We start from the raw sequence: 25,893 nt of genomic DNA, 5'->3' as shown, positions 1-25,893 counted from the left end.
ATACCACAGGGATTTTTTATGAACGACATCAAAGACAATTTTGACAAGCTGCTGCGCGCCATCCGCTATCTCTTCAAGGGCGGCAATCTGCTTTATTGGGGGTTGCTGGCCGTTGTCCTTTGCATCAACGGTTTCCACGACTACCAGCAGGCGGAAATCGCGCACAAAATTTTTGCTGACGCGGGGGTATCGCCGGATTGCAGCATCACCGATCCAAAATGTTTCGACGCCATGCTGGATGTCAGCGAAGCCACTTCGGGTAATTTCGGCTTCTTCCTGCTGCAAATGGCCGCCGGTTTCCTCCTTGCCTGCAAGATGTTCGACGGCATCATGCGCATTTCCGAGGGACTGGAAGAGGAGCCTGTGCCTTACGCGCCGGTCACGCTCGTACCCTTCCTGACGCCGCTTAAATACCTCGTCGGCATGATCATCATCGGCATTGTCCTCCTCCCGCTATGGCTGCTGGGCGGCCCTCATGCCTGGCTGTATCCCTTCTTGCTCGTCACCTGGTTCTTCGCCCCGGCGATGATCATGAACCTTATCGGTAATGACAGCATCGGCAGCATGATTAGCCCCGGCGGCTGGGTTCAGGTCATCCGCAACATGGGCATCGGGAATTATCTGTCCATCCTGCTCTTTCCGCTCATCACGCTTATCGGTATCGGCTTCATACTGGGCTTCATTGTCGGCATCATCGCCGGCATCACCCATTCCCCCATGCTGGTCGTGTTCATGATCGCCATCATCCAGGCCTTTGCCACCGCACTTACCTATCTCTACATCGGCTACTTCATGCGCGAAAAAGAATCGCAGGAACTGAGCGAAGCCGAGCAGCGCGCGCTCTACGAAGCCGATACCTACCGCATGGACGAGGAGGAGAAAAAACAGTTTGCGCAAGACTTGCTCGCTGTTGACGTGCTGATGCAGGAAGGCGGCTTCCGCGAGGCCGAGACGCTGCTGCTCAATTACACCAGCATGCACCGCGACATCGGCCAGTATTTCCCCGCTTATCGCATTCTTTATGAGTTCTACCAGGTGCATCATCGCTATGAAGAACTGCCCGCCCTCGAACAGCGCCTGATTGAAGCCGCCGTGCATGGCAACGAACGCTGCTACCTCTGCGTGCGCAAAGCAGTGGAAAACATCGCCCTGGACGACATCGCCCGTTTGCCCGCCGACTGGATCAAGCCGCTTGCGCGTATGGCCGGCGAGCACCACGATTACAACACTGTGCTGGCACTGACCCGCAATTTTGCGCAGCGTCATAAAGGGCACAAAGACATCCTTGAAAACTACTACTTCGCCGCCCGTGCGCTGGACAAAACCGGCAAACGCGACCAGGCCCTGCACCTGCTTGCGCAGCTCATCAGCCATTACCCCGACCACCCGAAAACCGCGCAAATCCGCCACAGCTACGAACTGCTGCAAAAACAGACCAACCCAAAACCGGAGCAAGGCGCATAACCCGCAGGAGAACACCATGCCCGACACCATCCTCTTTCTCGACATCGACGGCTGCCTGACCCGTGGCAAATTCGCCCGCTACGACCTCGCCGCCCTGCAAACGCTGGAACAGCTCGTGCAACAATCGCCGACCGAAGTCGTCCTCTGCACCGGCCGCTCGCTTTCCTACATCGAAGCGCTGGCGCAAATCGTCCGCTTCGGCCGCTACGCCATCACCGATCAGGGCGCGCTGCTCTACGACTACCTCAACGACGACGTCATCCCCGCGCCGCAAATGACCCCCGCCGTGCGCGAACGCACGCAGCAGATGTCGCAATACCTCGCTGCACACAAAAACAGCCTGGACGTACACTGGGAAATGAGCCACGGCAAAGAAGCCTGCCTCTCGCTCGTCGCCGAAAAAGGCAAAACGGCGGAAGACGTGTATACCGTGGTTACGGCCAACCTGAACACCGACGGCTTCGACCTGCACTGCTCCGGGCGCGCCCTCGATATCGCCCCGCACGGTGTCAACAAATGGACGGGTGTGCAGCATTTCCTGCACCACACCGGGCGCGAAGCGGCGTCGCTCCGTCTCGCCGCCATCGGCGATTCCCAGGGCGACCTGCCCATCCTCAGCCGGGTCAATTTCGCCGCCTGTCCCGCCAACGCCGTTGACGTCATCAAAGACCTCTGCCACTACGTCAGCCCGGAAGCGGAAATCTACGGCGTCCTCGACATCTACCGCCGCCATTTCGCCTGAACAAACGCGCAGCCGGGGCGGGCCATGAGCAACCGCAAAATCATCCACATCGACATGGATGCCTTCTTTGCCTCCGTCGAACAGCGCGACAACCCCGCCTGGCGCGGCAAACCGCTTATCGTCGCGCGCCCGCCGCAGGAGCGCGGCGTGGTGGCAGCAGCCAGCTACGAAGCGCGGCGCTTCGGCCTGCATTCGGCGATGTCCTCACACCGCGCCCTGCAACTCTGCCCGCACGTCATCCTCGTACCGCCGCGTTTCGAGACCTATCGCGCCGTCAGCCTGCAAATCCGCGCACTGATGCTCGCCATCACCGACCTGGTCGAACCGCTCTCGCTGGACGAAGCCTATCTGGACGTAAGCAACAGCCCGCACGAGCGCGGCTCGGCAACACGCATCGCCGAGCGCCTGCGCGCGGAAATCCGCGCCGCGACCGGGCTTACCGCTTCGGCGGGCGTTTCCTACAACAAAATGCTGGCGAAAATCGCCTCCGACCTGAACAAACCGGACGGCCTTGCCGTCATCACCCCCGCCAAAGGCCCGGCCTTCGCCGCTTCATTACCAATCGAGCGCTTTCACGGCATCGGCAAGGCGACCGCCGCCCATATGCACGCACTTGGCATCCAAACCGGCGCCGACCTGCTGCGTTTCTCGGCGGAAAGCCTGCGTCAGGCCTTCGGCAAACATGGCGACTTCTACTACCACATGGCGCGTGGCATCGACCTGCGCCCCGTCGAACCCACGCGCGAGCGCAAATCCATCGGCAGCGAAACCACCTTTATCCACGACCTCGAAGGCATCCCCGCCCTCTATCAGGCGCTCCTTGCGCAAAACCAGGACGCCTTCGCCGACGTACAAAAACGCCACCTGCACCCGCATACCCTGACCATCAAGCTGAAATACCACGACTTCTCGCAAATCACCCGCAGCCGCAGCGTCTCCACCCCGTTCACCCGGGAAAACGACGCGCACTACTGGATCGCGCGCCTGCTGCACGACATTGCGCCGGCGAAACCCGTGCGCCTCGTCGGCGTCACCTATTCCGGCCTGCAAGAAGCGGTGGAAACGCGGCAGGCTGCACTGCCACTGTAACCGCCCCGCCTGCGCTACCCGCGCAAACAGGAGTAAAGTAGCGCCCTTTCCCATCCCAACAGGAGAACCTCATGGAATACCGCCCGCTCGGCAACACCGACATCCGCGTCAGCGCCATCTGCCTCGGCACCATGACCTTCGGCGAACAGAACACGGAAGCCGAAGCCCACGCCCAGCTCGACTACGCCACCGCGCACGGCGTGAACTTCATCGACACCGCCGAAATGTATCCCGTGCCGCCCTGCCGCGAGACCTACACCCGCACCGAACAATACATCGGCAGCTGGCTCGCCAAACGCGGCAAACGCGACGACATCATCCTCGCCAGCAAAATCGCCGGCCCCTCGCGCGGCAACGACGGCCAGGACTACATACGCGGCGGCTCGCGTTTCACCCGTGCGCAAATCCACGCCGCCTGCGACGCCTCGCTCGCCCGCCTGCACACCGACTACCTTGACCTCTACCAGCTGCACTGGCCGGAACGCCGCGTCAACTACTTCGGCACCCTCGGCCTCAATAACCTCGACGACCCCGCCGACCTGACGCCCATCGCCGAAACCGTCGCCGCGCTGGACGAACTCGTGCAAGCGGGGAAAATCCGCAGCTACGGCCTCTCCAACGAAACCCCGTGGGGCGTGATGACGCACCTGCACGAATCCGCGCTCAGCGGCAAAACCCGTGCCGTCTCCGTGCAAAACCCCTACAACCTCTTGAACCGCAGCTACGAAGTCGGCCTCGCCGAAATATCGCTGCGCGAACACATCGGTCTGCTCGCCTACTCGCCGCTGGCCTTCGGCCTGCTTTCCGGCAAATACCGCCGCCTGCCCTGGCATCAGGACTGGCGCATCGCCAAATACAGCCGCTTCACCCGCTACACCAAGCCGCAGGGCTTTGCCGCCGTCGAGCGCTATGCCGCCGTGGCAGAAGCCGCCGGCATCAGCCTCGCCCAGCTCGCGCTGGCTTTTGTTACCAGCCGCCCCTTCGTCACCAGCAACATCATTGGCGCAACCAGCCTGGAACAACTCGCGGAAAACATCGCCAGCGCCGACATCACCCTCAGCGACGACACCCTCGCCGCCATCAACGCCATCCATGCGGAAATCAGCAACCCCTGCCCGTAAGGAGCCCGTCATGCACAGCACCGCCTACACCTTCCACATCCCGACCAAAACCAAAAACAAAGCCTTCACCATCATCCGCCAGCACGGCAAAACCCCGGCGCAAATACTCAATCATCTGCTGCAACAAATCGCCGACAACGGCCAGTTGCCGGAGGCGGACGAACAGCCCAACGCCACGACCGCCACTGCCATCGCCGAACTCGTACGTGGGGAAGGAGAAACCATCGAAACCGCTAATGCAAAAGAAGCCGTGGCAAAACTCCGACAAATTGCCGGGGATGACCGTCCGCCGGACACAAACGAACAACCCAATGCCACCACCGCCGCCGCCATCGCCGAACTCGTGCGCGGAGAGGGAAAACACTACGAAACGTTGGAAGCCTTCCACTTGTCATTGCTACAAGAGAGCAGCGATGAAGCTTGAAGCATCCAAACAGTATCGACGCGAAATCCGTAAAAACATTGACGCGCTACTCGTCTCGCCCGAATACATTGAAGTCATGTACTGCCTGCAAAACCGGCTGCCTCTGCCCGCCAAATATAAAGATCACCCACTCAGCGGCGATTGGCAGGGCTTTCGTGATTGCCACATCAAAAACGACCTGCCGCTGATCTACCGTATCAGCGGCGATATCCTCGAACTGGCCCGCCTGAACACCCATGCGGAAATCTTTGGCTAATCCCACCCCACCATGACCCACCCCATTACCCCCCGCGAAATCTGCATCGACCTGCCCCACATCCGCCTCGCCGGCCAGCGCTGGGGCGAAGGCGAACACATCGTCCTCGCCCTGCACGGCTGGCTCGATAACGCCGCCAGCTTCGCCCCGCTCGCGCCCTACCTCATTGACGACAACACCTCGCTCATCGCCCTCGAATTTGCCGGCCACGGCCGCAGCGCGCACCGCCCGCTCGGCGCGGGCTACCACTTCACCGACCATATGCGCGACGCCATGTTTGCCGCTGACGCCCTCGGCATCGACAAAATCGACTTCGTCTGCCACTCCCTCGGTGCGGCAGTCGCGAGCATGGTGGCCGGCACCTTCTACGACCGCATCAGCCGCCTCGTCTGCATCGAATGCTACGGCACACCCTACGTCTCCAACCACAACGACCTGCCGGAACGGATGCGCGAACGCCTGCTGACCATGGACTACATGAACCCGCGCAGCAACCGCTACTACCAGGATCTCGCCCCGCTCATCGCCGCACGCATCAAGGCCGGGGCGATGAAGCCGGAGAGCGCCGAACGCCTGGTGCGGCGCAACCTCAACCACGAGGCCGCCGGCTACCGCTTCATCAGCGACAAGCGCCTCACCGTGTGGCAGCCGATGATGCTCTCCGAAGAACAAGTACAAGAATTCATCCCGCGCATCACCGCGCCGGTCTTGATGATTGAAGGCCACAGCGGCTTTACCGCGCACTGGCATTACCTGCCTGACCGCTACCGCCTGACCCAGGACATCCGCGTCGTCCGCCTGGATGGCGGTCACCATTTGCATATGGACGAACCCGCCGCCGTCGCAGACGTCATCAAACAATTCTGGGCGGAAAAGCCGCTGTAATATAGTTGAATAGATAAAAAAGCGTAACAAGGCGCGTCGCCGCAGACAGTACAGGTAGTACGGCAAGGCGACGCAACGCCGTTACGATTTTTTAGATGTTTAACTATACGCGCGTGCCTGCCCGCTTGGCAGCACGACACAATAAAGCCCGCTTCGGCGGGTTTTGTTCGCTTGGCGGCATAAGGCATGGCGCAAAAAAACAGGCCGACACATGGTCAGCCTGTTTCTGTGTCCATCGTTGCGGTTTTATTTTGTGGCAGCTTTGCCGAACGCAACGGTATCCACGACACCGCGTGAAATAATCAGCGCTTCCGGCAAGGCCACAATGCCTACCACCAGCACTTTGCCATCCGGATGTATGGCGCCGTCTTTGGCTTTGCCGCATTGTCCCCAGCACAGCACTTTGTTGACTTTGCCGAGCTCTGCTCCGCCCATTTTCACGGCGCTGTTATCGGCGACGAGATCCGGTTTGCCATATTCTTTGCTCAATTTATCCACCTGTGCCTGTATGGCTTTGTTCACTGCCGCTTGATCGGCACCTTTCGGCAGAGGCTCTTGCTGTTGGTAGCCCGCGCTAATAACGGTGTTATCCAGTCTGACGGACAGGGGCTGTTTGCTCGCCGGTGCGCAGTTAAAGATAGCGGACTGCGCTGCCTGCGCATTTTTTTCTTCTTGATAACCGGGGCAGCTTTTATCCAGCGTTTTTGTCACTTGCGCACGTGTCATGCCCAATTCGATACCGCCGATGGCGATTTTGCCGGCATCCGTTGCCGCGCTAACGGTGTGTGCTAACAGCAAGGCGCAGGTGAATGTGAGGGTTCTTTTCATGGTTTCTCCTGGTAATAAAAGAAGCTGTTCAAAGGCAGCGCGGCTATTTTCCCACATCGCTCTGGCAATTCCATACCAGGGTTTATTGCCTTCATGCACGAAGCCAGTATTTATAGTTAAACATCTAAAAAATCGTAACGGCGTTGCGTCGCCTTGCCGTACTACCTGTACTGTCTGCGGCGACGCGCCTTGTTACGCTTTTTTATCTATCCAACTATATCCCGCTTGGCGGCGCGCGCAAAAAAGCCCGCAGCAGCGGGCTTTTCGTGTTTATTTGGCGAGCTGTTCCCAGAGGAAGGTGTAGGCCAGCGCGCTCATGTAGGCGCGCTGTTTGTTGTCTGCCGCGCCGCCGTGGCCGCCTTCGATATTTTCGTAGTAGAGGGCGTTTTTGCCCGCCGCCTGCATTTTCGCCATCATTTTCCGCGCGTGGCCGGGGTGGACGCGGTCGTCGCGGGTTGAGGTGGTGAAGAGCACCGGCGGGTAGGTTTTTGCCGCGTCAAACTGGTGGTAGGGCGAGTATTTTTCCAGGTAGGCCCATTCGGCGGGGTTGTCCGGATCGCCGTATTCGGCCATCCACGAGGCGCCCGCCAGCAGTTTGTTGTAGCGCTGCATGTCGAGCAGCGGTACCTGGATGACGATGGCGCCGAAGCGTTCCGGGTATTGGGTCAGCATGTTGCCCATCAGCAGGCCGCCATTGCTGCCGCCCTGGATGCCGAGGTGCGCCGGGTCGGCGATGCCGCGTTGGGTGAGGTCGCGCGCAACGGCGGCAAAGTCTTCGTAGGCTTTGTGGCGGTGTTCTTTCAGGGCGGCCTGGTGCCAGCGCGGGCCGTATTCGCCACCGCCCCGGATGTTGGCAACGACGTACACGCCGCCCCGCCCGTCCTGGGTGCGGCGGTTCAGCCAGGCTTTGCCCACGCCTGCTGCGTAGCCGGGGGTGAGCGAGATTTCAAAGCCGCCGTAGCCGTAAAGCAGGGTCGGGTTTTTGCCGTCGAGCGGCAAGTTTTTGTGGTGGACGATGAAGTAAGGGACTTCAGTGCCGTCATCGCTTTTCGCGAAATGCTGGGCGACGGTGATGTCGCTCGCGTCGTAGAAGGCGGGCAGGGATTTGAGCGCGGTGGGCGTGCCGCCGACGCGGGTGTGGTAGAGGGTGGTCGGCAGGGTGTAGTCGTTCGCGGTCAGCCACAGGTCGTCGTTTTCGTCGGGATCCACGGCGGCAACGCTGGCGGTGCTGTTTGCCGGCACGCCTTCCAGCGGTTTTTCCGCCCAGTTTTTGGCGGGATCCAGGACGACGAGGCGGGTTTTCACGTCTTCGAGTTTGTTGAGGATGAGGTAGTTTTTGGTCCAGGTGACACCCGCGAGCGAGGTGTGCGCGTCGGGGGTGAAGAGCGCGGTGGGTTCGCGTTTGCCCGCCTGCCAGTCGGCGTAGTTGGCGACGAGGTAGCTGCCGGACGGGTAGGTTTTGCCGTTCAGTGTCCAGTCTTCGCGCAGGGTGATGTTGAGCCAGTCGCGATAGACGCCTTTGTCGGCGGTGTCGGGGACGTCGACTTTGTGCAGTGTGCCGTCCGGTGCGTGTTCGTAGAGTTCGTTGTGGTAGAAGTCGATAACGCGGCTGACGAAGTCGCGGTGGTAGCCGGGGGTGTCGTCGTGTGCGGCGGTGATGAGCATGTCGTTTTCTTCGCCACGATAGACGGTTTTGGCGTCGGCAAGCGATGTGCCGCGTTGCCACAGGCGGGCTTCGCGCGGGTAACCGGAGGCGGTCATGCTGCCTGCGCCGAAATCGGTCTGCACGAAGACGTGGTCTTTGTCTATCCAGCCCATTGAGCCTTTGGCTTCGGGACGGTAGAAGCCGTCTTTGATGAACTCGCGGGTTTCCAGGTCGTATTCGCGGGTTTCGTCCGCATCTGCGCCGCCGCGCGAAAGGCTGATGAGGCTGTGGCGGTAGTCAGGGCGCAGGCAGTCCGCGCCGTGCCACACCCAGGTGGCGTTTTCGCTTTTGTTGAGGGCATCGAGGTCGATGAGGGTGTCCCATTTGGGCTCGGCTTTTTGGTATTCGTCCCAGGTAGTGCGCCGCCAGATGCCGCGCGGATGGTCTTTGTCCTGCCAGTAGTTGTAGTAGTAGTCGCCGCGCTTCACGACATAGGGGATTTTGTCGTCAGAATCGAGGATGGCGAGCAGGTCGGCCTCGATGGTTTTGAAGGCAGGGTTTTGCGTGAGGGCTTTCTCGCTGGTGGCGTTTTGCGCACGCACCCAAGCGAGGGATTTTTCGCTGTCGATGTCTTCCAGCCAGAGGTTGGGGTCTTGGGTTGCGGTCATGGCAGTACTCGTGTGGATGAGGGTAAGGAGGGCGAGGGTGAGTTTTTTCATGGGGTTGATGTGATGTAGGGCGGGCTTCAGCCCGCCACTTGATGGTAATGGCGGGCTGAAGCCCGCCCTACGGTTGTGCCGCAAGCGGGGACGGCAGGTTTATTGCTGTTTCCAGCGTTGTTGTGAGTCGCGGATGACTTGTTTGGCTTCTTCGATATCGCCCCAGTGGTCAACTTTGGTCGAGCCAGGTTTTTTCAGCGCTTTGTAGTGGTTGAAGTGGAATTCGATTTGTTTGATGAGCTGCGCGGGCAGGTCGGCCAGGGTCTTGATGGCATCGCCCGTTTGGCGGTCATCGGCAGGGACGACGACGATTTTGTCATCGACTTCGCCATCATCGACGAATTTCATCACGCCGATAATGCGCGCCTGCATGTAGATGCCGGTTGGCAGCGGGGTGTCGGTGATGATGAGGGCGTCGAGTTCGTCGCCGTCTTCGTCGAGGGTTTGCGGGATGAAGCCGTAGTTGGTGGGTTTGGCGAAGATGAGCGGCTCAACGCGGTCGAGCATCAGCGCGCCGATTTTGCGTTTCCACTCGATTTTGTGGTTCGAGCCGGCCGGGATTTCGATGACGACGTTGATGATGCCGCCGTCCACGTCGCCTGCGTCGAGGATTTTGTTGAAGTCTGCCATAGGGGCTCCTGTTTGGTTAAAAGGGAGCGGGATTATAGCAAGCGGGAAGTCCGGGCGGTTTTAGTCGCCCTGCCCTTTCCTCCCCGCAGGTACTGCATCAGCGCTTGCGGTGGCGGCGCAGGGTGGTAACAGGGATGCCGAGGCTTTCGCGGTATTTGGTCACGGTACGGCGGGCGATTTTGTGGCCGCGTTCGGCGAGGATGTCGGTGATTTTCTGGTCGGAATAGGGTTTATCCGGGTTTTCTTCGCCGATAACTTCAGTGATCAGCGCCTTGATGGCGACGACCGACTGGTCATCGCCGTCGGTGTTCTCAAACTGAGCGGAGAAGAAGTAGCGCAGTTCGTAGATGCCGCGTTTGCATTGCAGGTATTTGTCGTTGACCGCGCGGCTGACGGTGCTCTCGTGGATGTCGAGGATTTCCGCCACTTTTTGCCGCGTCAGCGGCCGCATCGCGCTTTCGCCTTCCTGGAAGAAGTCTTGTTGCAGGGCAACGATGACGCCCGCCACGCGGCGGATGGTGTCGGCGCGTTTGTCGATGGCGGTCAGGAACCAGCGTGCTTCTTGCAGTTGCGCTTGCAGGAGGGTTTTATCCGCGCCTTTTGCCACTTCCGCCAGCGCGGCGTAAGCCTGGTTGATGCTGAGGTCAGGATGGATGTTGTCGGTGGTTTCGATGTAGCTGATGCCGTTTTTTTCGCGCACGATGATGTCCGGCTCGACGTGCTGCACTCGCGCGGCGTTGTATTTTTGGCCGGGGCGGGGATCAAGGCTGCGCAGGAGCGCCATGGCGTGGTTGTAGGTGGCAATGTCCATATCCAGACGCTGCCGGATCATTTGCGGGCTGCGCGCGATGAAGCCGTAGTAGCGCTTCATGATGAGTTGCAGCGCTTCCAGGTAGGGGGTGTGCGGCGGCAGGGCGGCGAGTTGCAGGTTCAGGCATTCTTCGAGATCGCGCGCACCGACCCCGCCCGGCTGGCATTGTTGCACGATGCGGATACCGTCTTCGATGTCGGCCACGCGGAGTTGTTGTTGGGCGGCAACGGCTTCCGTCTCGCTGCGGAAGTAGCCGTCGTCATCCAGTTCGAAGGCAACGGCGAGGGCCGCGCGGCGCTGCGTGTCATCCAGCGGCATCTGGTTGATTTGTTCTTCGAGGTAGGCGGCCAGGGTCGGTTTGGCGCTGAGATAGAGTTCGGGGTTATCGTCTTCTTCGCGGTAGGGGGCGTGGTCTTTCCAGTCGTGGTCGTAGTGTTCTTCCCAGGTGCTGTCGTATTCGAGTTCGCCGCTCAGGTGTTGCAGCAGGCCGTCTGTGTCTTCGCCGCTATCACCGCTGTCGCTCTCGCTTCCCGGATTTTCATAGAGGATGTCGCCCTTGCGCTCCAGCATGATGTTCTGCGCCAGCATGTTGCTAATTTCGACGTTCAGATCCAGGTTGCCCATGTTGAGCAGTTTGATCGCCTGTTGTAACTGCGGGGTGAGGGTGAGGGTCTGTTTGAGGGCGAGGTCGAGGCTTTGGCTTGTACCCGGGGCGACTTTGCTGGCTTTGCTCATGGTCGTCCTTAGTGGAGTTCAAAGTCTTCGCCGAGGTACACGCGCCGCGCTTCTTCGTTGGCAACGATTTCTGCCGGACTACCTGCGGCAATGACGCTGCCTTCGGAGAGAATGTAGGCGTAATCACAGCTTTTCAGGGTTTCGCGCACGTTGTGGTCGGTAATGAGGACGCCGATGCCGCGATCGGTGAGGTGGGTGATGATGTTTCGAATGTCGCCAACGGCGATGGGATCCACACCGGCAAAGGGTTCGTCGAGCAGGATAAAGCGCGGGTTGCAGGCAAGCGTCCGCGCGATTTCGCAGCGGCGTCTTTCCCCGCCGGAGAGGCTTTGTCCGGGGATGTCCGCGCGGTCGGCGATGCCGAGGTCTTGCATGAGTTCTTGCGCGCGGGCTTCGCGCTCGTGTTTGCCGAGGCTGGTGGCGAGTTCGAGGATGGCGAGGATGTTGTCGCGCACGCTGAGTTTGCGGAAAACGCTGGCTTCTTGCGGCAGGTAGGAGAGGCCGAGCTGGGCACGACGATGCACGGGCAGGCGGGTAATGTCGGTGCCGTCCAGGAGGATGTGTCCGTGGTCGGGGCGCACCAGGCCGATGGTCATGTAGAAGCTGGTGGTTTTGCCGGCGCCGTTCGGTCCGAGCAGGCCGACAACTTTGGCAGCATCCACCTGGAAGCTGGCGTCATTGACGACACGCCGTTTGCGGTAGGTTTTTTGTAGTTTTTCGGCGATGAGCATGGCGCGTGTTTTGTCTTTATTTGGTCTTCGGCTGGAAGGTCATGTTCACGCCCCGGCCTTTGACGCTTTCGCTTTTCAGGTTGTAGGTGAGGTGGTCGGCGCGGGTTTCGTTTTTGTCCTGCTTGACGTGGGCGTTTTGGTTGATTTCGACGGTTGAGGCCGGCACGGTGTATTTCATGTGGTTGCCGCTGCCGTCAATCGGCGGTTCGCTGGCCGGGACGTAGTGGAAGGTGGTCGGCTTGCCCCAGCTTTCGATGGTGTGGATTTTCCCGTCTTGCAGGCGGATGGTGACGCGGTCTCCCTTGAGGTTCATTTCGCCCTGGGTGATGACGACGTGGCCGGTGTAGGTGGCAACGCCGGTGTTGGCGTCGTATTCGCCGCTATCGGCTTTGAGGTTGACCGGCAGTTGCTGCGGGTTGTTGGTTTTTTTGTTGCCACTTTTTTCTGCGCTGTCGGCGGCTTTTTTGGCGGTGTCGCTTTCGTCCCAGCCGAAGGCGGTGTTGCTGTCCACGGTTTTGTTGTCTGTGCCGCTTTGGACGACGACAGGGGCCGGTTTGTTTTTGGCGCGCGTGGTTTTTTTGCGGGTTTCGGCATGGCCGCTGCTGATTAGCGCCAGCAGGATGGTGGCGGCGATGAGGGTTTTAGTTTGCCGGGTCATAGCTGCTCCTTACGTTGTTTTTGAGTGTGATGTGGTTATTGTTCATGTCCCAGTGTGCGCCGCCGGCATCGGTGCGGCTGTTGTCGCTTTCCAGGGTGACAGGGTCATCGGTTGCGGCGTAGCGGTGTTCGGGGTAGTAGTCGAGGCGGGTGGTGCGGAGACGGTAGTGGTGGCCGCCGTCGTCCTGCTCACCGCGCACGTTGCCGCTCAGGGTAATGCGGTTTTTTTCGCTGTTGCGCACGGCGTGATCGGCGCGCAGGCGGCGTTCGCCGTTTGCCAGCAGGGTCTGCACGTCGGGATGGTCGAGGTGGTTTTCGCCGTCTTTACGGTGTTCGGCGTAGGGGGCACGCACGGTGGTGCTGCGTTTGCCGCCGGCGTCGTACTGGTAGAGCACACCGCCCGTGAGCGAGAGGCGGACGGGATCGGCGGTAGCCGGCTGGCTGATTGTGCCCGCTTCGCGCTGCCACCACCACAGGGTAACGGCGACGGCGGCAAGCAGCCAGCAGGCGAGGCGCAGTTGGCGGCGTCGGCTCATCAGGCGACTCCGGCGCGCAAGAGGTCATGGATGTGCAGGATGCCGACGATGCGATCATCTGCGACGACGGGCAGAGCGGTGATGTGGCGTTTTTCCATGTGTTGCAGGGCTTCGGCAGCGCGTTCGTCTGCCGTGGTGGTCTGCGGTGAGCGGGTCATCACGTCGCTAATCGGGCGGTTGAGCGCGTCAGGGTATTTTTCCAGGGCGCGGCGCAGGTCGCCGTCGGTGAAGATGCCAAGCAGTTGGTCGTTATCCGCGACGAGGGTGACGCCGAGGCCTTTGTCGGTAATCTGGAACAACGCGGTTTGCACACTGGCATCGCTGGCGACAACGGGGATGTCGGCACCGCTGCGCATCACGTCACGGTTTTTTGTCATCAGGCGGCGGCCAAGGCGGCCATAGGGGTGCGAGCGGGCAAAGTCCTGTTCGCCGAAGTTGCGGCTCTGCATCAGGGTGATGGCGAGGGCGTCGCCGAGGGCAAGAGTGGCAGTGGTGCTGGTGGTCGGGGCGAGTCCGAGCGGGCAGGCTTCTTTGTCGATGTAGATAGGCAGATGAATGTCGGCTTCTTGCGCGAGGTGTGAGGCGGGGCGGCCAGTAATCGCGATGGTTTTCACGCCGATGTCGCGCACGATGGGCAGCATCATCAGGATTTCCGCGCTCTCGCCGGAATAGCTGATGGCGAGCAGGACATCATCGGCGGTAATCATGCCGAGGTCGCCATGCCCCGCTTCGGCGGCGTGGACGAAGAAGGCGGGGGTGCCGGTGCTGGCGAGCGTCGCTGCGATTTTTTCGCCGATGTGTCCCGATTTGCCGAGGCCGGTGACGATGACGTGGCCGCGCGCGGTAGCAATGCAGTCGTGGGCAGCGAGGAAGGCAGCGCCGAGATGGCTGATTTGCGCGCGCACGGCTTCGGCTTCCTGCGCAAGGACGGTGCGGGCATGGGCAAGAACGGCGTTGTCGTGGGCGAGACGGGAATCGGTCATGGGTAGTGTTCCAGTTGGTCAGGGTCGCCAGCGAGGGCGGCGAGGTAGTGCGGGGCGACGGCGCCAGCGCTCTGCCAGTGCGGCTGTCCGGCGGGGAAAACGCTGCGGCTGAGCGGGGTATCGACCCAGCCGGGGTCAACGGTGGCAAAGCCGAGGGTCGGGTAGGCATGCCTTTCCTGATAGAGGTCGTGGACGAGCTGGGTGAGCGCCGCTTGCGCGATGCCGTAGCTGTGCCAGTAGGCGCTTTGTGTACGGTGTTCGCGGTGCAGGCTGACGATAAAACGAGGTGCGGCGGCGGCCTGCATCAGTGGCAGCAAGGTCTGGAACAGCCACAGCGGCGCGGTGAGGTTTACTTGTAGCCCTTGCAGCCAGCCGGTCGGATCGGCATGGGCCAGCGGGCGCAGGCCACCGCAGACGGCGGCGAGATTGATGACGGCATCCAGTTTGCCGTGGTCTTCTTGAATCAAGCCGGCAAGGCGGGTGTAGGCGTCGAAACCGCTGCGCCACAGGTCAAAGGGGACAAGGGTATGGTCGCCCTGCAAACCGTCATCCAGCGCTTCCAGCGCCAGCGGGTCAAGGTCGAGCAAGAGCAGGTGATGTCCCGCCGCATCAAGGACGCTGGCGACGGCGCTGCCGATACCGCCGCAGGCGCCGGTGAGCAGGATGGTCTTCATGGCGCATCTCCAAACAGCAGCGGCGCGAGGGCGGCAGGGCTATCGACAAAAGCGATAGGGCGGTCATCTTCTGCGAGATCGGCGCGGCTGGTGTAGCCGTAATCACAATAAATAGACGGCATTCCGGCGCGGGCAGCTGCGCGGATATCGGCAGCGCTGTCGCCAACCATCACCGCTTGTTCAGGCCGTACCCCCGCTAGCGCACAGGCGTAGGCAAGTGGCGCGGGATCGGGTTTGGCAGTAGCGAGCGTATCGCCGCAAACGATGGCGGCCACGCGCTGATCGAGGGCGAAATGGCGTGTCAGCGCGTAAGTAAAGCGTTCCAGCTTGTTGGTGATGATGCCCCAAGGCACGTTACAGGCATCAAGATCGTCCACAATCGCCGCCATACCGGGGAACCAGCGCGTTTCTTCGGCGACATGGCGCAGATAGTGCGCATAAAACGCTTCCTGCAAGGCGGGCAGGCGCGGGTCGTCCGCCGTGGTTGAGAGTGCGTGTTGCAGCATCTGCCGCGAACCGTGGCCGGTGTAGGGCAGGATGACCCCGGCGGGGGCTGACGGATAACCGTGTTCTGCCAGAGTGCGGTTGACGGTGGCAATCAGATCAGGGGCGGTGTCAAACAGGGTGCCGTCAAGATCGAACCAAACGGCTTGATAACGGGCTTTCATGCAGCGTCCCGGCGGGCGACCATCAGATAATTAATCGCCGTGCGGCACGACAGGCGGGCACTGCGGCTGAGGGGAAGATAATCCATGCCGCTGATGGCAAGCGGCGTCAACCCGGCGCGGCGCACCATGCGCGTCAACTCGGCCGGGCGGATAAACCAGTCATATTGATGCGTGCCTTTGGGGACGAGATTCAGCAGATACTCGGCGGCGCAGATAACGCCAAGACGCGCCGGTAGGGTGCGGTTCACCGTTGAAAGGAAGACCAGACCACCCGGACGCAGCAGGGCGTGAATATCGCGCAGAATGGCGGCGGGGTCGGCGACATGTTCCAGCATTTCCATGCAGGTGATGACATCAAACGACTCACCGCGCGCGACCAGATCGGCACCGGAGGCATGAATATAGTCAACCGCCTTGTCGCCACGATGGGCGCGGGCTGCTTCCAGCACGGCGGCAGCAAGGTCAATGCCGACCACCTGCGCACCACTATCCGCCAGCGCCTCGCTCAAAATCCCGCCGCCGCAGCCGAAATCGAGGACGCGCTTGTCTTGCAAATCCGCGTACTGGGTGATGAATTGCAGGCGGGCGGGATTGATGTGGTGCAGGGTGCGGTAAGGGCCGTTCTTGTCCCAAAACGCGCTGCCGTGTTGCTCGAAACTGTGAATATCGGCGGAATGCGGAATGGTGTGCATGACTGGTCTCTCATGAGGAAAAGTGCGCGGATTTTAGCATGTTGCCGCCGCAGACGGGGCGGACGACCGGGACGCCACCGCTGTCCAGCCCGCTTTTTTGCTACTATTCGCGCCGTTTTCTTTACGTTCGTTCATGGAGGTTTTTATGTCGCTGTCCCCGTTATCCGCCGATGTCCGCCAGCGTTTGCAGCAGGCACTCGCCCAGTTGGCTTCGATTATCGTCGGCAAGGAAGAGGTGATTTCGCTGGCGGCGGCGTGTCTGCTCGCGCGCGGGCATTTGTTGCTGGAGGATTTGCCGGGGGCAGGCAAGACGACGCTTGCCAAGGCGTTTGCTGCCACGCTTGGGCTGGATTTCCGCCGTATTCAGTTCACGTCCGATTTGTTGCCGGCCGATGTGGTCGGTTTTTCGACGCTGGACCCGCAGTCGCAGGCGCTGGTCTTTCATCAGGGGCCGGTATTCACGCAGTTGTTGCTTGCCGATGAGGTGAACCGTGCGTCGCCGAAGAGTCAGTCGGCGCTGCTGGAAGCGATGGAGGAACGGCAGGTGTCGGTGGATCACCGCACGCATCCGCTGCCGTCGCCGTTCTTTGTGATTGCCACGCAGAATCCGCTGGAACAGATTGGCACGTTTGCCCTGCCGGAGGCGCAGGTGGACCGTTTTTTGATGCGTCTTTCGCTCGGTTATCCGGATGCGGCCAGCGAGGTGGAGGTACTGCGCGGGCGTGATCGCAGTGAGTTGCTGGCCTCCGCCCGGCCGCTGTTGTCGCGCGAGGATGTGCTGGCGTTGCAACAGGCGGCAGCGCAGGTGGCGGTCTCGGAGGCGTTGGCGCTGTATGTGCAGCATTTGCTGGCGTTTTCGCGTTCGTGCGGCGATTTTGTCCACGGGCTGTCAACGCGGGCCGGGTTGTCGCTGGTGCGCGCGGCGCAGGCGTATGCGCTGCTGCGCGGTGAGTCGGCGGTGCTGCCGGAGTTTGTGCAGGCGGTATTTCCGGCGGTGGCCTGGCACCGTCTGCATTCGGTGCATGCGGATAATGATGGTCACGCGGCGGCGCTGGCGCGGGTGCTGGCGCAGGTGGCGGTGCCGCTCTGATGGCGCTGGTCAAGCGTTTGCGCGCACGCTGGATGGCGCGGCTGGATGCGGCGGTGGCGCAGCGGAATTTGCCTTCGGCGTTACGGATGCCGGTCGTGCCGTCGTATTTTGGTTTGGCGTTTTTTGCCGTGCTGGCGGTGATGTTTTTGTGGTCGGCCAATCATCAGCTCAATTTGGGTTATGCCTTGACGTTTTTGGCGTTCACGGTGTTTTTGTTGGGCGGCACGATTACGGCGGGGCAGCTCGCCGGTTTGTCGTTTTCTGCGCGCGGCGGTGCACCGGTGTGGGCGGGCGATGAGGCGGCGTTTGTGGTGTCGGTCACGGAACGCGATGGGCGCCTGCGCGGTCTGCTCACGCTGCGCAATGCCTGGCATGGGGCGCGCTGTGAGGATGTGCTGCCGCGCGCGACGGCGCAGGTGGTATTGCGTGAACCGGCGCAGCGGCGCGGCTGGCAGCGGATGACGCCAATCGAGGTGTTTTGTCTGCATCCGCTCGGCGCATTTGTGACGTGGACGTGGTTGTGGCTGGATGCGCGGGTGCTGGTGTATCCGCGTCCGGTCGGCGAACAGCCGCTACCGTGGGTGCCGATAGCGGGTGAAGGCAAGGTGGTCGGTGCAGCGACGGGCGATGATGAGTTGTCCGGACTGCGGCCGTATGTGCTCGGCGATGCGCTTTCCCGCGTCGCCTGGAAGCGTTTTGGCCGGGGCGAGTTGTTGTTGAAGCAGTTTGCCGGCGAGGGCGCGCCGCGTTTGTTGCTGGATTTTGCCGCTGCAAAGGGCGGCACGGAGCAGCGTTTGTCGCAGCTCGCCAAGTGGGTGATGGATGCCGACAGGCAGGGGCTGCTGTATGCGCTGCGTCTGCCGCCGGATGTGTTTTTTGATTTTGGTCATGGTTGCGAGCACCGCGAGGCCTGTTTGCGCGCCTTGGCGCTGTTTGGAGGTGGGGCATGATCCGCTGGGTGAGTGCCGGGGATTTCCATAACCGCCTGGATGCGGGTGAGTGGCGGCGCGTGACGGCGACGTTTTTGTTTGTCGCCCTGCCGCTGTTTTTCTTTTTGCCGACGGAACTGGGGATGCTGCTTGCTGCCGGTGTGGTGCTGAAGTTTGTCGCGCTCGCGCTGAAAAACGAGCGTTTTGCCCTCGGTGCGGCGCTGGTGCTGATGTTTGCCGGCTGCACTTTGGTGTATTCGCGCCTGTATTCGGTGGGGATAACGATGTCGTTTGTGGCGATGCTGGTGACGATGAGCGTGTGCAAGTTGCTGGAATCGCGCAACCGCCGCGATGTGCATGTGCTGTTTTTGTTGCAGATGCTGCTGATGCTGGCGTTCTTGATGTATTCGCAGTCGATTCCGATGTTTGTCTATCTGCTCTTTACGCTGGTGATCAGTCTGCGCGGGCTGCTGCGCTTCGAGCAGTTGGGGCGGGCGCGGGTGCAGTTTGCCCGCTGGCGCGATGTGGTGCGGATGTTTGCCATTGCCCTGCCGTTCGCCGCCGCGATGTTTTTCCTTTTCCCGCGCGTGCAGCCGCTGTGGGGCATGCCGCAGCAAGGCGGGGCAAAGACGGGATTGCCGGAAGAGATGCATATGGGCGATTTGTCGTCGCTGGCGCAATCAAACGAGATCGCCTTCCGCGTCCGCTTCCTCGGCGACTCGCGTCCGGATTTGAACCAGCTCTACTGGCGCGGGCCGGTGCTGTGGTTTTTTGACGGCATTCAGTGGCATCAGCGCCCGGGTGAGGTGCATGAACGCCCGCCGCGTTTCGGTTATCGGGAAAACAGCGTGGTGCGCTATGAATTGACGCCGGTGAAGAAAACCCTGCGCTGGCTGACGGTGCTGGATCTGCCTCTCAATCTGCCGGTGGAGGCGCGCGCCGGTCATGCCTGGCAGGTGCAAATGCCGATAACGCCGCGCGGGGTCACGGCCAACCGCTTCGAGGTATCTTCGGCGCTCAGTTACCGCATGGAAGATGCCCTGCCGGCGCGCGACCGCAAAGACGCCCTGCAACTGCCGCGCAATTATCCGATGCCGCAGACGGAAGGGCTGGCGCGGCGGCTGTTGCAAGAAAACGGCGGCGACACGCGCGGCTTTGCCAATGCCTTTCTCGCCTACCTGCACGACAACGAGTTCTACTACACCCTGGAACCGCCGCCCGGCGCGGGCAACCCGGAAACCTTCCTTTTTGGCAACCGCATGGGCTTCTGCGAACACTACACCAACGCGATGGTGCTGGCTGCGCGCAGTGTCGGTATTCCGGCGCGGGTCGTCATCGGCTATCAGGGCGGCGAACCGAACTCGGTCAGCGGTGACTGGGCAGTGCGCGAAGAAGCAGCGCACGCTTGGGCGGAACTGTGGATTGACGGCGAAGGCTGGGTGCGCTTCGACCCGACCGCCGCTGTCGCCCCGGAACGCATCCTGCAAGGGCGCATTTCCAGTGGCGGCCTCGAAGGCGAAGACAGCCGCTCACTCACCTCGCGCATCGCCGAAACTCTCAGCGCCGTCGCCTGGCTGCGCGACGCCCTGGAAGCGACACAGGCCTTCTGGCAGGACTGGGTTATCGACCTTGACCGCGACCAGCAGCAAAGCATCCTGCGCGGTCTCGGCCTGCAAAACCTCGGTGCCATCGGCCTCCTTTTCATCCTCGTCCCCGCCCTGCTCATCGGCGCGGCGCTGCTCTACTGGTTCTGGCACAACCGCCCGCGCTACGACGAAGACGCCGTCGCCCGCCTGCTGCGCCGCCGCCTCGCGCGCTGGGCGAAACGCGGTTACGTGAAAGACGACAGCGAATCCGTCGCTGTTTTCTTCCGCCGCCTCGCACAGAACGCCGCGCCACCGCAAGCGGCGCAGTTGCAGGCCGCAGCGGCGGGCTACGAAGCCCTGCGCTACCGCGAAAATGCTAACGCCGTGCAAGTGATTGATTTAATCAAACGAATCCGGCTTTAAGAACAGAAAAGCAGGGCGTGCGGCTTGCACGCCCCACACGAACCCGATAAAGTACATTTCTTGTCCTGATTCAGAAACACCCCATGCTGCGCATCACCAAAGAAACCGAATACGCCTTCATGCTGCTCGGCGCGGTACTGGCTGCCGATGGCGCCGCCAAAAACACCGCCTACCTCGCCGGGCAGACCCGCATCGCCGTACCGATGTCCGGCAAAGTGCTGAAACGCCTCACCCAGCGGGGCATCCTCGAATCCACCCGTGGTGCCTACGGTGGCTACCAGCTTGCCCGCGAAGCCGCCGGCATCACCGCGCTGGACGTAGTGGAAGCGATGGAAGGCACACCGGAACTGGTCGAATGCGCGGCAAGCGAGAACAATTGCGCGCTGGCCGGACACTGCCAGCTCAGCCCCTTCTGGCTGACCCTAAACAACGACATCCGCACCCTGCTGGCCGATAAAACCCTGGCCGATATGCAGCGCTACGAACGCCTGCACTCCACCCAAAACCAAAGTAAAGCCTCATGAGCAACGAAGAACTGAAAAAAATTGCCGAAACCGAATACCAGTACGGCTTTGAGACCCGCATTGAGCAGGAAACCCTGCCGCCCGGCCTTGACGAAAGCATCATCGAACACATCTCGCGCATGAAAAACGAGCCGGACTGGCTGCGCGAATTCCGCCTTGCCGCCTACCGCCACTGGCTGACCCTGGAACAACCCGACTGGGGACACCTCAACATCAATCCCATCGATTATCAGGCGATTTCCTACTACTCCGCGCCGAAAACGCAGAAAGATGGTCCCAAATCGCTGGACGAAGTTGATCCCGAACTGCTGCGCACCTACGAAAAACTCGGCATCCCGCTGCAAGAGCGGGAAATGCTGGCGGGTGTGGCAGTTGATGCTGTCTTCGATTCCGTCTCGGTCGCGACCAGCTTCAAGGACCGCCTCGGCAAAGAAGGCATCATCTTCTGCTCCTTCTCCGAAGCCGTTAAAGAACACCCCGACCTCGTGCGGGAGTACCTCGGCTCCGTCGTGCGCATGGACGACAACTACTTCAGCGCGCTCAACTCCGCCGTCTTCACTGACGGCTCCTTCTGCTACATCCCTCCCGGCGTGCGTTGTCCGATGGAACTCTCCACCTACTTCCGCATCAACGCCGCCAACACCGGCCAGTTTGAGCGCACCCTCATCATCGCCGACAAAGGTGCCTACGTCTCCTACCTCGAAGGCTGCACCGCGCCGAAGCGGGAAGAACACCAGCTGCACGCCGCCGTCGTCGAAATCATCGCCCACGAAAACGCCGAAGTGAAATACTCCACCGTGCAGAACTGGTTTCCCGGCGACAAAGACGGCAATGGCGGCATCTACAACTTCGTCACCAAACGCGGCCTGTGCGAAGGCGCGCGCAGCAAAATCTCGTGGACACAAGTGGAAACCGGCTCGGCCATCACGTGGAAATACCCCGGCGTCGTCCTGAAAGGCGATGACAGCATCGGCGAGTTCTACTCCGTCGCCCTCGCCCGCGACTACCAGCAGATCGATTCCGGCTCGAAAATGATCCACATCGGCAAAAACACCAAATCCACCATCATCTCCAAAGGCATCTCGCTCGGTCACGCGCAAAACGCCTATCGCGGCCTGGTCAAAATCCTGCCGAAAGCCGACGGCGCGCGCAACTTCTCACAATGCGACTCCCTGCTCATCGGCAGCGACTGTGGCGCGCACACCTTCCCCTACCTGATGGTGCAAAATCCCAGCGCACAAGTCGAACACGAAGCGACCACCGCAAAAATCGGCGAAGACCAAATCTTCTACTGCATGCAGCGCGGCCTTTCCGAAGAAGACGCGGTCAGCCTCATCGTTAACGGCTTCTGCAAAGAAATCTTCCAGGAACTACCAATGGAATTTGCCGTCGAAGCACAACGCCTGATCGAACTCAAACTCGAAGGCAGCGTCGGCTAAAAAGCCGCCAAGCGAGACAACCACGCGTCCCAACGCATCACAGAAGAATAAAGGAAACACCATGCTCAACATCGAAAACCTGCATGTCGCCACCCCCGACGGTAAAAAAATCCTAAACGGCGTCAACCTCCACATCGGCGCGGGCGAAGTCCACGCCATCATGGGGCCGAACGGCTCCGGCAAATCCACCCTCGCCAACGTCATCGCCGGCCAGGAAAACTACCAAATCACCGCAGGCAGCATCACCTACAACGGCAAAAACCTGCTCGACATGGAAGCGGACGAACGCGCCTGCGCCGGCATCTTCCTCGCCTTCCAGTATCCGGTGGAAATCCCCGGCGTCAGCAACCTCTACTTCCTGAAAGCCGCTGTCAACGCCAAACGCGCCTACGAAGGCAAAGGCGAAATGGATGCGATGGAATTCTACGAACTGCTGCAACAGCGCATGAAGACCGTCAAAATGAACGAAAGCTTCCTCTCGCGCCCGGTCAACGTCGGTTTCTCTGGTGGCGAAAAAAAACGTAACGAAATCATGCAAATGTCCGTTCTCGAACCGCGCCTCGCCGTGCTGGACGAAACCGATTCCGGCCTTGACATTGACGCCCTGCGCGTCGTCTCCGACGGCGTCAACGCCCTGCGTGACCCTGCACGGTCCTTCCTCGTCATCACCCACTACCAGCGCCTGCTCGACTACATCGTGCCCGACTACGTCCACGTCCTCGTCAACGGCGAAATCGTCGAAAGCGGCGATAAAACCCTCGCCCTCGAACTTGAGGCCAAAGGCTATGCCGACTTCCGGGGTGAAGAAACCGGTGCGGCACGGAGCGCATAATGACCAGCATCCAACAACAAGCCCAAGTCTATCGCGCACAATACGGCGAACTGCGCCGCCACGAAACCTGGCGCTGGACCCCGCTTGACGCCCTCACCATGCGCGAGCGCAAAAGCGAAGGCGGCGACTACCAGAGCGACCTGCCCGACGCAGTACAAGAAAAATACGGCACCTTCATATATGCCGACCGTTGCCTGCTTGACTTGCCGGACGCGCCCTTTGCCGCGCAAAACCTCGCCGAGCAGCGCGAATCCCTCATGCTTGTCGTGCCGGATGACACCCTGCTAGACCAGCCCATCGCGTTCAACATTGACCTTGCCGTGCCGCGCCTGCAACACACCCGTATCCACCTGTACGTCGGCAAAAACAGCCGTGCCGCCTGCTGGCTTGACTACCAGGTAAGCCGTGCCGGCGCACAACTGCCCGTCCTCAGCATTAATGCCGCCGAAGGCGCGGAAATTGACCTCGCCCTGTGGTTTCATGGCGAAGACAACACCGCCCAACTCATGCATATCGCGAGCCAGCAGGCCGCCAACAGCCGCATCCGCATCAACGCCCTGCAAGCGGGCGGCAGCCTGCACCGCCTCGACGTGCATAGCGAACTGCGCGGCGAAGGCAGCCACTTCGCCTTCGGCGGCATCCAGCACCTGCGCGGCAGCCAGATCGCCGACTACCACCTCAACGTGCGCCATCACACCGAAAACAGCGAAAGCCACCAAATCGTGCGCGGTGCGCTGGATGACAGCGCCCAAGGCTACTTTGACGGCACAATCTACGTCGCTCACGGCGCGCAAAAAACCGACGCACGACAAAACAGCCGCTACATCCTCCTGCATGACAACGCCCGTTCACAGAGCGTGCCGCGCCTCGAAATCTACGCCGACGACGTGCAATGCGCGCACGGCTCCACCACCGGCCGCCTTGATCCCGACGCCCTGTTCTACCTGCAAAGCCGGGGCATCAGCCTTGAAAACGCGCGGAAAATGCTCATCCTCAGCTTCCTGCACGAAGCCGTCGTTATTGAGCATCCGGCTATCCTTGACGCCGTCCACGATGCCATCAGTCGCGACTGGCTCGGCGACAACAACGAGGACACCCCCGATGCGGCATGAATTCCCCATCCTCGCGCAGACTATCCACGGCCAGCCGCTGACCTACCTTGACAACGCCGCCAGCACACAAAAACCGCTGGCCGTCATTGACGCAATGGATCACTGCTACCGCCACGAATACAGCAACATCCACCGTGGCGTGCATACCCTGTCGCAGCGCCTCAGCGCCCGTTACGACGCCGTGCGCGAAAAAACCGCACGCTTCCTCAACGCCGCCCGCCCCGAAGAAATCGTCTTTACCAAAAGCACCACCGAAGGCCTGAACCTGCTTGCCAGCTCGCTTGGCGAACTCGTCTTGAGACCTGGCGACAAAATCCTCCTCACCACGCTCGAACACCACGCCAACATCGTGCCGTGGCAGCGCGCCTGCCAGCGCTTCGGTGCCGAACTCGTCGTACTGCCCATCAACGACGCGGGCGAACTTGATACGACCCATTTCAGCGACTACCTCGACGGCGTCAAAATCTTCTCCGCCGCCCTCGTCTCCAATGCCCTCGGCACCATCAACGACCTTGCCCCGCTCATCGCCGAGGCCAAAGCACGCGGCATCCACACCATTGTGGACGCCGCCCAGGCCGTCGCCCATCTGCCCTGCGACGTCCAAGCCCTCGGCTGCGACTTCCTCGTCTTCTCCGCACACAAAATCTACGGCCCGACCGGCATCGGCGTCCTCTATGGCAGACACGACCTGCTTGACGCCATGCCACCCTACCAGACCGGTGGCGACATGATTTTGAGCGTCAGCTTCGAGCGCACCCACTACGCCGCCGTCCCGCAAAAATTCGAAGCCGGCACCCCGCCCATCGTCGAAGTGATCGGCCTCGGCGCCGCGCTGGACTGGGTTACCGACAAAGGCCTCGCCGACCTCGCCGCGCACGAAGAAACCCTGCGCCAGGCGGCAGAACAGGCGCTCACCGCCCTGCCCTGCCTGCGCATCATCGGCACCGCCCGCCACAAAGCCGCCGTCATCTCCTTCACCCTGGACGGCATCCACCCGCATGACGCCGGCACCGTCCTTGACCAGCACGGCGTTGCCGTCCGCGCCGGCCAGCACTGCGCCGAACCCGTCATGCGCCGCTTCGGCATCCCTGCCACCATCCGCGCCTCCTTCGCCGCCTACAACAACCACGACGACATCGGGCGCCTTGTCGCTGCCGTCCAAGCCACCCAACAACTCTTCCAATAATGAACGACCTCAAAAACCTTTACCAGGAAGTCATCCTTGACCACAGCAAACACCCGCGCCACTTCCACGCGCTTGACCCCTGCGACCACAGCGCCACCGGCTACAACCCGCTCTGCGGCGACAACCTCAAAATCTACGTGCGCATGGACGGCGACACCATCGCCGACGTCAGCTTCGTCGGCGACGGCTGCGCCATCTCCAAAGCCAGCGCCTCACTGATGACCGACCTTGCACGCGGCAAAACCCTTGCCGAATTCGCGCACCTCTACCACGACTTCCACCACATCGCGACCACGCAAGACCCCATCCCGGACAGCGTCGGCAAACTCAAAGTGCTGGCCGGCGTGCGCGAATACCCCTCGCGCGTCAAATGCGCCACCCTCGCCTGGCACACCCTTGATGCCGCGCTGCACGGCAAAAACGAAGCGAAGACCGAATAAACCCGTAGGGCGGGCTTCAGCCCGCCATAACAACAAATGCCC

Annotated in this window: 27 protein-coding genes; 16 read left to right on the top strand and 11 right to left on the bottom strand. The window is 61.2% G+C overall.

Annotated elements, in window-relative coordinates; all coding sequences use genetic code 11:
* Positions 1–18 precede the first annotated feature (18 nt).
* The 7 genes from DY250_RS06035 (at position 19) to DY250_RS06005 (ending at position 5,981) form a co-directional block, all read left to right on the top strand.
* Positions 19–1,464, top strand: a complete 1,446-nt coding sequence (locus DY250_RS06035; RefSeq protein ID WP_115611509.1) for a tetraspanin family protein — start codon at positions 19–21, stop codon at positions 1,462–1,464.
* A 16-nt stretch (positions 1,465–1,480) separates the two neighbouring features.
* Entirely contained in the window at positions 1,481–2,206 is a 726-nt protein-coding gene (locus DY250_RS06030) for an HAD family hydrolase (RefSeq protein ID WP_115611508.1), read from the top strand.
* A 24-nt stretch (positions 2,207–2,230) separates the two neighbouring features.
* Positions 2,231–3,295, top strand: coding sequence for a DNA polymerase IV (dinB, locus tag DY250_RS06025; RefSeq protein WP_115611507.1), 1,065 nt, complete (start codon positions 2,231–2,233; stop codon positions 3,293–3,295).
* 71 nt (positions 3,296–3,366) lie between these two features.
* Positions 3,367–4,416: an aldo/keto reductase gene (locus DY250_RS06020; protein ID WP_115611506.1), complete on the top strand. Its 1,050-nt coding sequence runs from the start codon at positions 3,367–3,369 to the stop codon at positions 4,414–4,416.
* Between the two features lie 10 nt (positions 4,417–4,426).
* On the top strand, positions 4,427–4,840 hold the full coding sequence (locus tag DY250_RS06015) for a type II toxin-antitoxin system RelB/DinJ family antitoxin (RefSeq protein ID WP_115611505.1): 414 nt from the start codon (positions 4,427–4,429) through the stop codon (positions 4,838–4,840).
* On the top strand, positions 4,830–5,096 hold the full coding sequence (locus DY250_RS06010) for a type II toxin-antitoxin system YafQ family toxin (protein ID WP_115611504.1): 267 nt from the start codon (positions 4,830–4,832) through the stop codon (positions 5,094–5,096). The genes DY250_RS06015 and DY250_RS06010 overlap by 11 nt, the downstream gene beginning before the upstream one ends.
* Positions 5,097–5,108: 12 nt before the next feature.
* Positions 5,109–5,981, top strand: a complete 873-nt coding sequence (locus DY250_RS06005; protein WP_115611503.1) for an alpha/beta fold hydrolase — start codon at positions 5,109–5,111, stop codon at positions 5,979–5,981.
* Positions 5,982–6,227: 246 nt separating this feature from the next.
* Here DY250_RS06005 and DY250_RS06000 read toward each other — a convergent pair whose 3' ends face one another.
* From DY250_RS06000 to ubiG, 11 genes are all read right to left on the bottom strand, one after another.
* On the bottom strand, positions 6,228–6,809 hold the full coding sequence (locus DY250_RS06000) for a hypothetical protein (protein ID WP_115611502.1): 582 nt from the start codon (positions 6,807–6,809) through the stop codon (positions 6,228–6,230).
* A 270-nt stretch (positions 6,810–7,079) separates the two neighbouring features.
* A complete protein-coding gene (locus tag DY250_RS05995; RefSeq protein ID WP_115611501.1) occupies positions 7,080–9,173 on the bottom strand; it encodes a prolyl oligopeptidase family serine peptidase in 2,094 nt (697 codons plus the stop codon).
* A gap of 99 nt (positions 9,174–9,272) precedes the next feature.
* Positions 9,273–9,803: an inorganic diphosphatase gene (locus tag DY250_RS05990; RefSeq protein WP_115611500.1), complete on the bottom strand. Its 531-nt coding sequence runs from the start codon at positions 9,801–9,803 to the stop codon at positions 9,273–9,275.
* Between the two features lie 97 nt (positions 9,804–9,900).
* Positions 9,901–11,349, bottom strand: coding sequence for an RNA polymerase factor sigma-54 (rpoN, locus tag DY250_RS05985; RefSeq protein WP_115611499.1), 1,449 nt, complete (start codon positions 11,347–11,349; stop codon positions 9,901–9,903).
* Positions 11,350–11,357: 8 nt separating this feature from the next.
* Positions 11,358–12,080 carry an LPS export ABC transporter ATP-binding protein gene (gene lptB / locus DY250_RS05980; RefSeq protein WP_115611498.1) on the bottom strand — a complete coding sequence of 241 codons (723 nt, stop codon included), beginning with the start codon at positions 12,078–12,080 and terminating at the stop codon, positions 11,358–11,360.
* A gap of 16 nt (positions 12,081–12,096) precedes the next feature.
* A complete protein-coding gene (lptA, locus tag DY250_RS05975; RefSeq protein ID WP_115611497.1) occupies positions 12,097–12,738 on the bottom strand; it encodes a lipopolysaccharide transport periplasmic protein LptA in 642 nt (213 codons plus the stop codon).
* Complete coding sequence (gene lptC / locus DY250_RS05970; RefSeq protein WP_115611496.1) at positions 12,722–13,273, bottom strand: LPS export ABC transporter periplasmic protein LptC; 552 nt, start codon at positions 13,271–13,273, stop codon at positions 12,722–12,724. The genes lptA and lptC overlap by 17 nt, the downstream gene beginning before the upstream one ends.
* On the bottom strand, positions 13,273–14,256 hold the full coding sequence (locus tag DY250_RS05965; protein WP_115611495.1) for a KpsF/GutQ family sugar-phosphate isomerase: 984 nt from the start codon (positions 14,254–14,256) through the stop codon (positions 13,273–13,275). The genes lptC and DY250_RS05965 overlap by 1 nt, the downstream gene beginning before the upstream one ends.
* Complete coding sequence (locus DY250_RS05960) at positions 14,253–14,930, bottom strand: SDR family NAD(P)-dependent oxidoreductase (RefSeq protein ID WP_115611494.1); 678 nt, start codon at positions 14,928–14,930, stop codon at positions 14,253–14,255. Before DY250_RS05960 ends, DY250_RS05965 begins: the two co-directional genes overlap by 4 nt.
* A complete protein-coding gene (locus DY250_RS05955) occupies positions 14,927–15,598 on the bottom strand; it encodes an HAD family hydrolase (RefSeq protein ID WP_115611493.1) in 672 nt (223 codons plus the stop codon). The genes DY250_RS05960 and DY250_RS05955 overlap by 4 nt, the downstream gene beginning before the upstream one ends.
* Positions 15,595–16,290: a bifunctional 2-polyprenyl-6-hydroxyphenol methylase/3-demethylubiquinol 3-O-methyltransferase UbiG gene (gene ubiG / locus DY250_RS05950; RefSeq protein ID WP_115611492.1), complete on the bottom strand. Its 696-nt coding sequence runs from the start codon at positions 16,288–16,290 to the stop codon at positions 15,595–15,597. Before ubiG ends, DY250_RS05955 begins: the two co-directional genes overlap by 4 nt.
* Before the next feature lie 145 nt (positions 16,291–16,435).
* On the opposite strand from ubiG, the gene DY250_RS05945 reads away from it, so the two are divergent.
* The 9 genes from DY250_RS05945 to sufU all read left to right on the top strand — a co-directional run bounded on the left by DY250_RS05945 (position 16,436) and on the right by sufU (position 25,851).
* A complete protein-coding gene (locus DY250_RS05945; protein ID WP_245951048.1) occupies positions 16,436–17,380 on the top strand; it encodes an AAA family ATPase in 945 nt (314 codons plus the stop codon).
* Complete coding sequence (locus tag DY250_RS05940; protein ID WP_115611490.1) at positions 17,380–18,330, top strand: DUF58 domain-containing protein; 951 nt, start codon at positions 17,380–17,382, stop codon at positions 18,328–18,330. Before DY250_RS05945 ends, DY250_RS05940 begins: the two co-directional genes overlap by 1 nt.
* Entirely contained in the window at positions 18,327–20,318 is a 1,992-nt protein-coding gene (locus tag DY250_RS05935) for a transglutaminase TgpA family protein (protein WP_115611489.1), read from the top strand. Before DY250_RS05940 ends, DY250_RS05935 begins: the two co-directional genes overlap by 4 nt.
* 83 nt (positions 20,319–20,401) lie before the next feature.
* Complete coding sequence (locus DY250_RS05930; protein ID WP_115611488.1) at positions 20,402–20,842, top strand: SUF system Fe-S cluster assembly regulator; 441 nt, start codon at positions 20,402–20,404, stop codon at positions 20,840–20,842.
* Positions 20,839–22,281 carry a Fe-S cluster assembly protein SufB gene (sufB, locus tag DY250_RS05925; RefSeq protein ID WP_115611487.1) on the top strand — a complete coding sequence of 481 codons (1,443 nt, stop codon included), beginning with the start codon at positions 20,839–20,841 and terminating at the stop codon, positions 22,279–22,281. The genes DY250_RS05930 and sufB overlap by 4 nt, the downstream gene beginning before the upstream one ends.
* Positions 22,282–22,342: 61 nt before the next feature.
* Positions 22,343–23,113: a Fe-S cluster assembly ATPase SufC gene (gene sufC, locus DY250_RS05920; RefSeq protein WP_006984922.1), complete on the top strand. Its 771-nt coding sequence runs from the start codon at positions 22,343–22,345 to the stop codon at positions 23,111–23,113.
* Positions 23,113–24,225 carry a Fe-S cluster assembly protein SufD gene (gene sufD / locus DY250_RS05915; protein ID WP_115611486.1) on the top strand — a complete coding sequence of 371 codons (1,113 nt, stop codon included), beginning with the start codon at positions 23,113–23,115 and terminating at the stop codon, positions 24,223–24,225. The genes sufC and sufD overlap by 1 nt, the downstream gene beginning before the upstream one ends.
* Positions 24,215–25,411, top strand: coding sequence for an aminotransferase class V-fold PLP-dependent enzyme (locus DY250_RS05910; RefSeq protein ID WP_115611485.1), 1,197 nt, complete (start codon positions 24,215–24,217; stop codon positions 25,409–25,411). The genes sufD and DY250_RS05910 overlap by 11 nt, the downstream gene beginning before the upstream one ends.
* On the top strand, positions 25,411–25,851 hold the full coding sequence (gene sufU, locus DY250_RS05905; RefSeq protein WP_006984919.1) for a Fe-S cluster assembly sulfur transfer protein SufU: 441 nt from the start codon (positions 25,411–25,413) through the stop codon (positions 25,849–25,851). Before DY250_RS05910 ends, sufU begins: the two co-directional genes overlap by 1 nt.
* Positions 25,852–25,893: the final 42 nt, after the last annotated feature.

It is taken from the genome of Cardiobacterium valvarum (assembly GCF_900460955.1).
Classification (GTDB): domain Bacteria; phylum Pseudomonadota; class Gammaproteobacteria; order Cardiobacteriales; family Cardiobacteriaceae; genus Cardiobacterium; species Cardiobacterium valvarum.
Note: the sequence above shows the minus strand (reverse complement) of the source record. Positions and strands in the feature narration are given on the sequence as shown.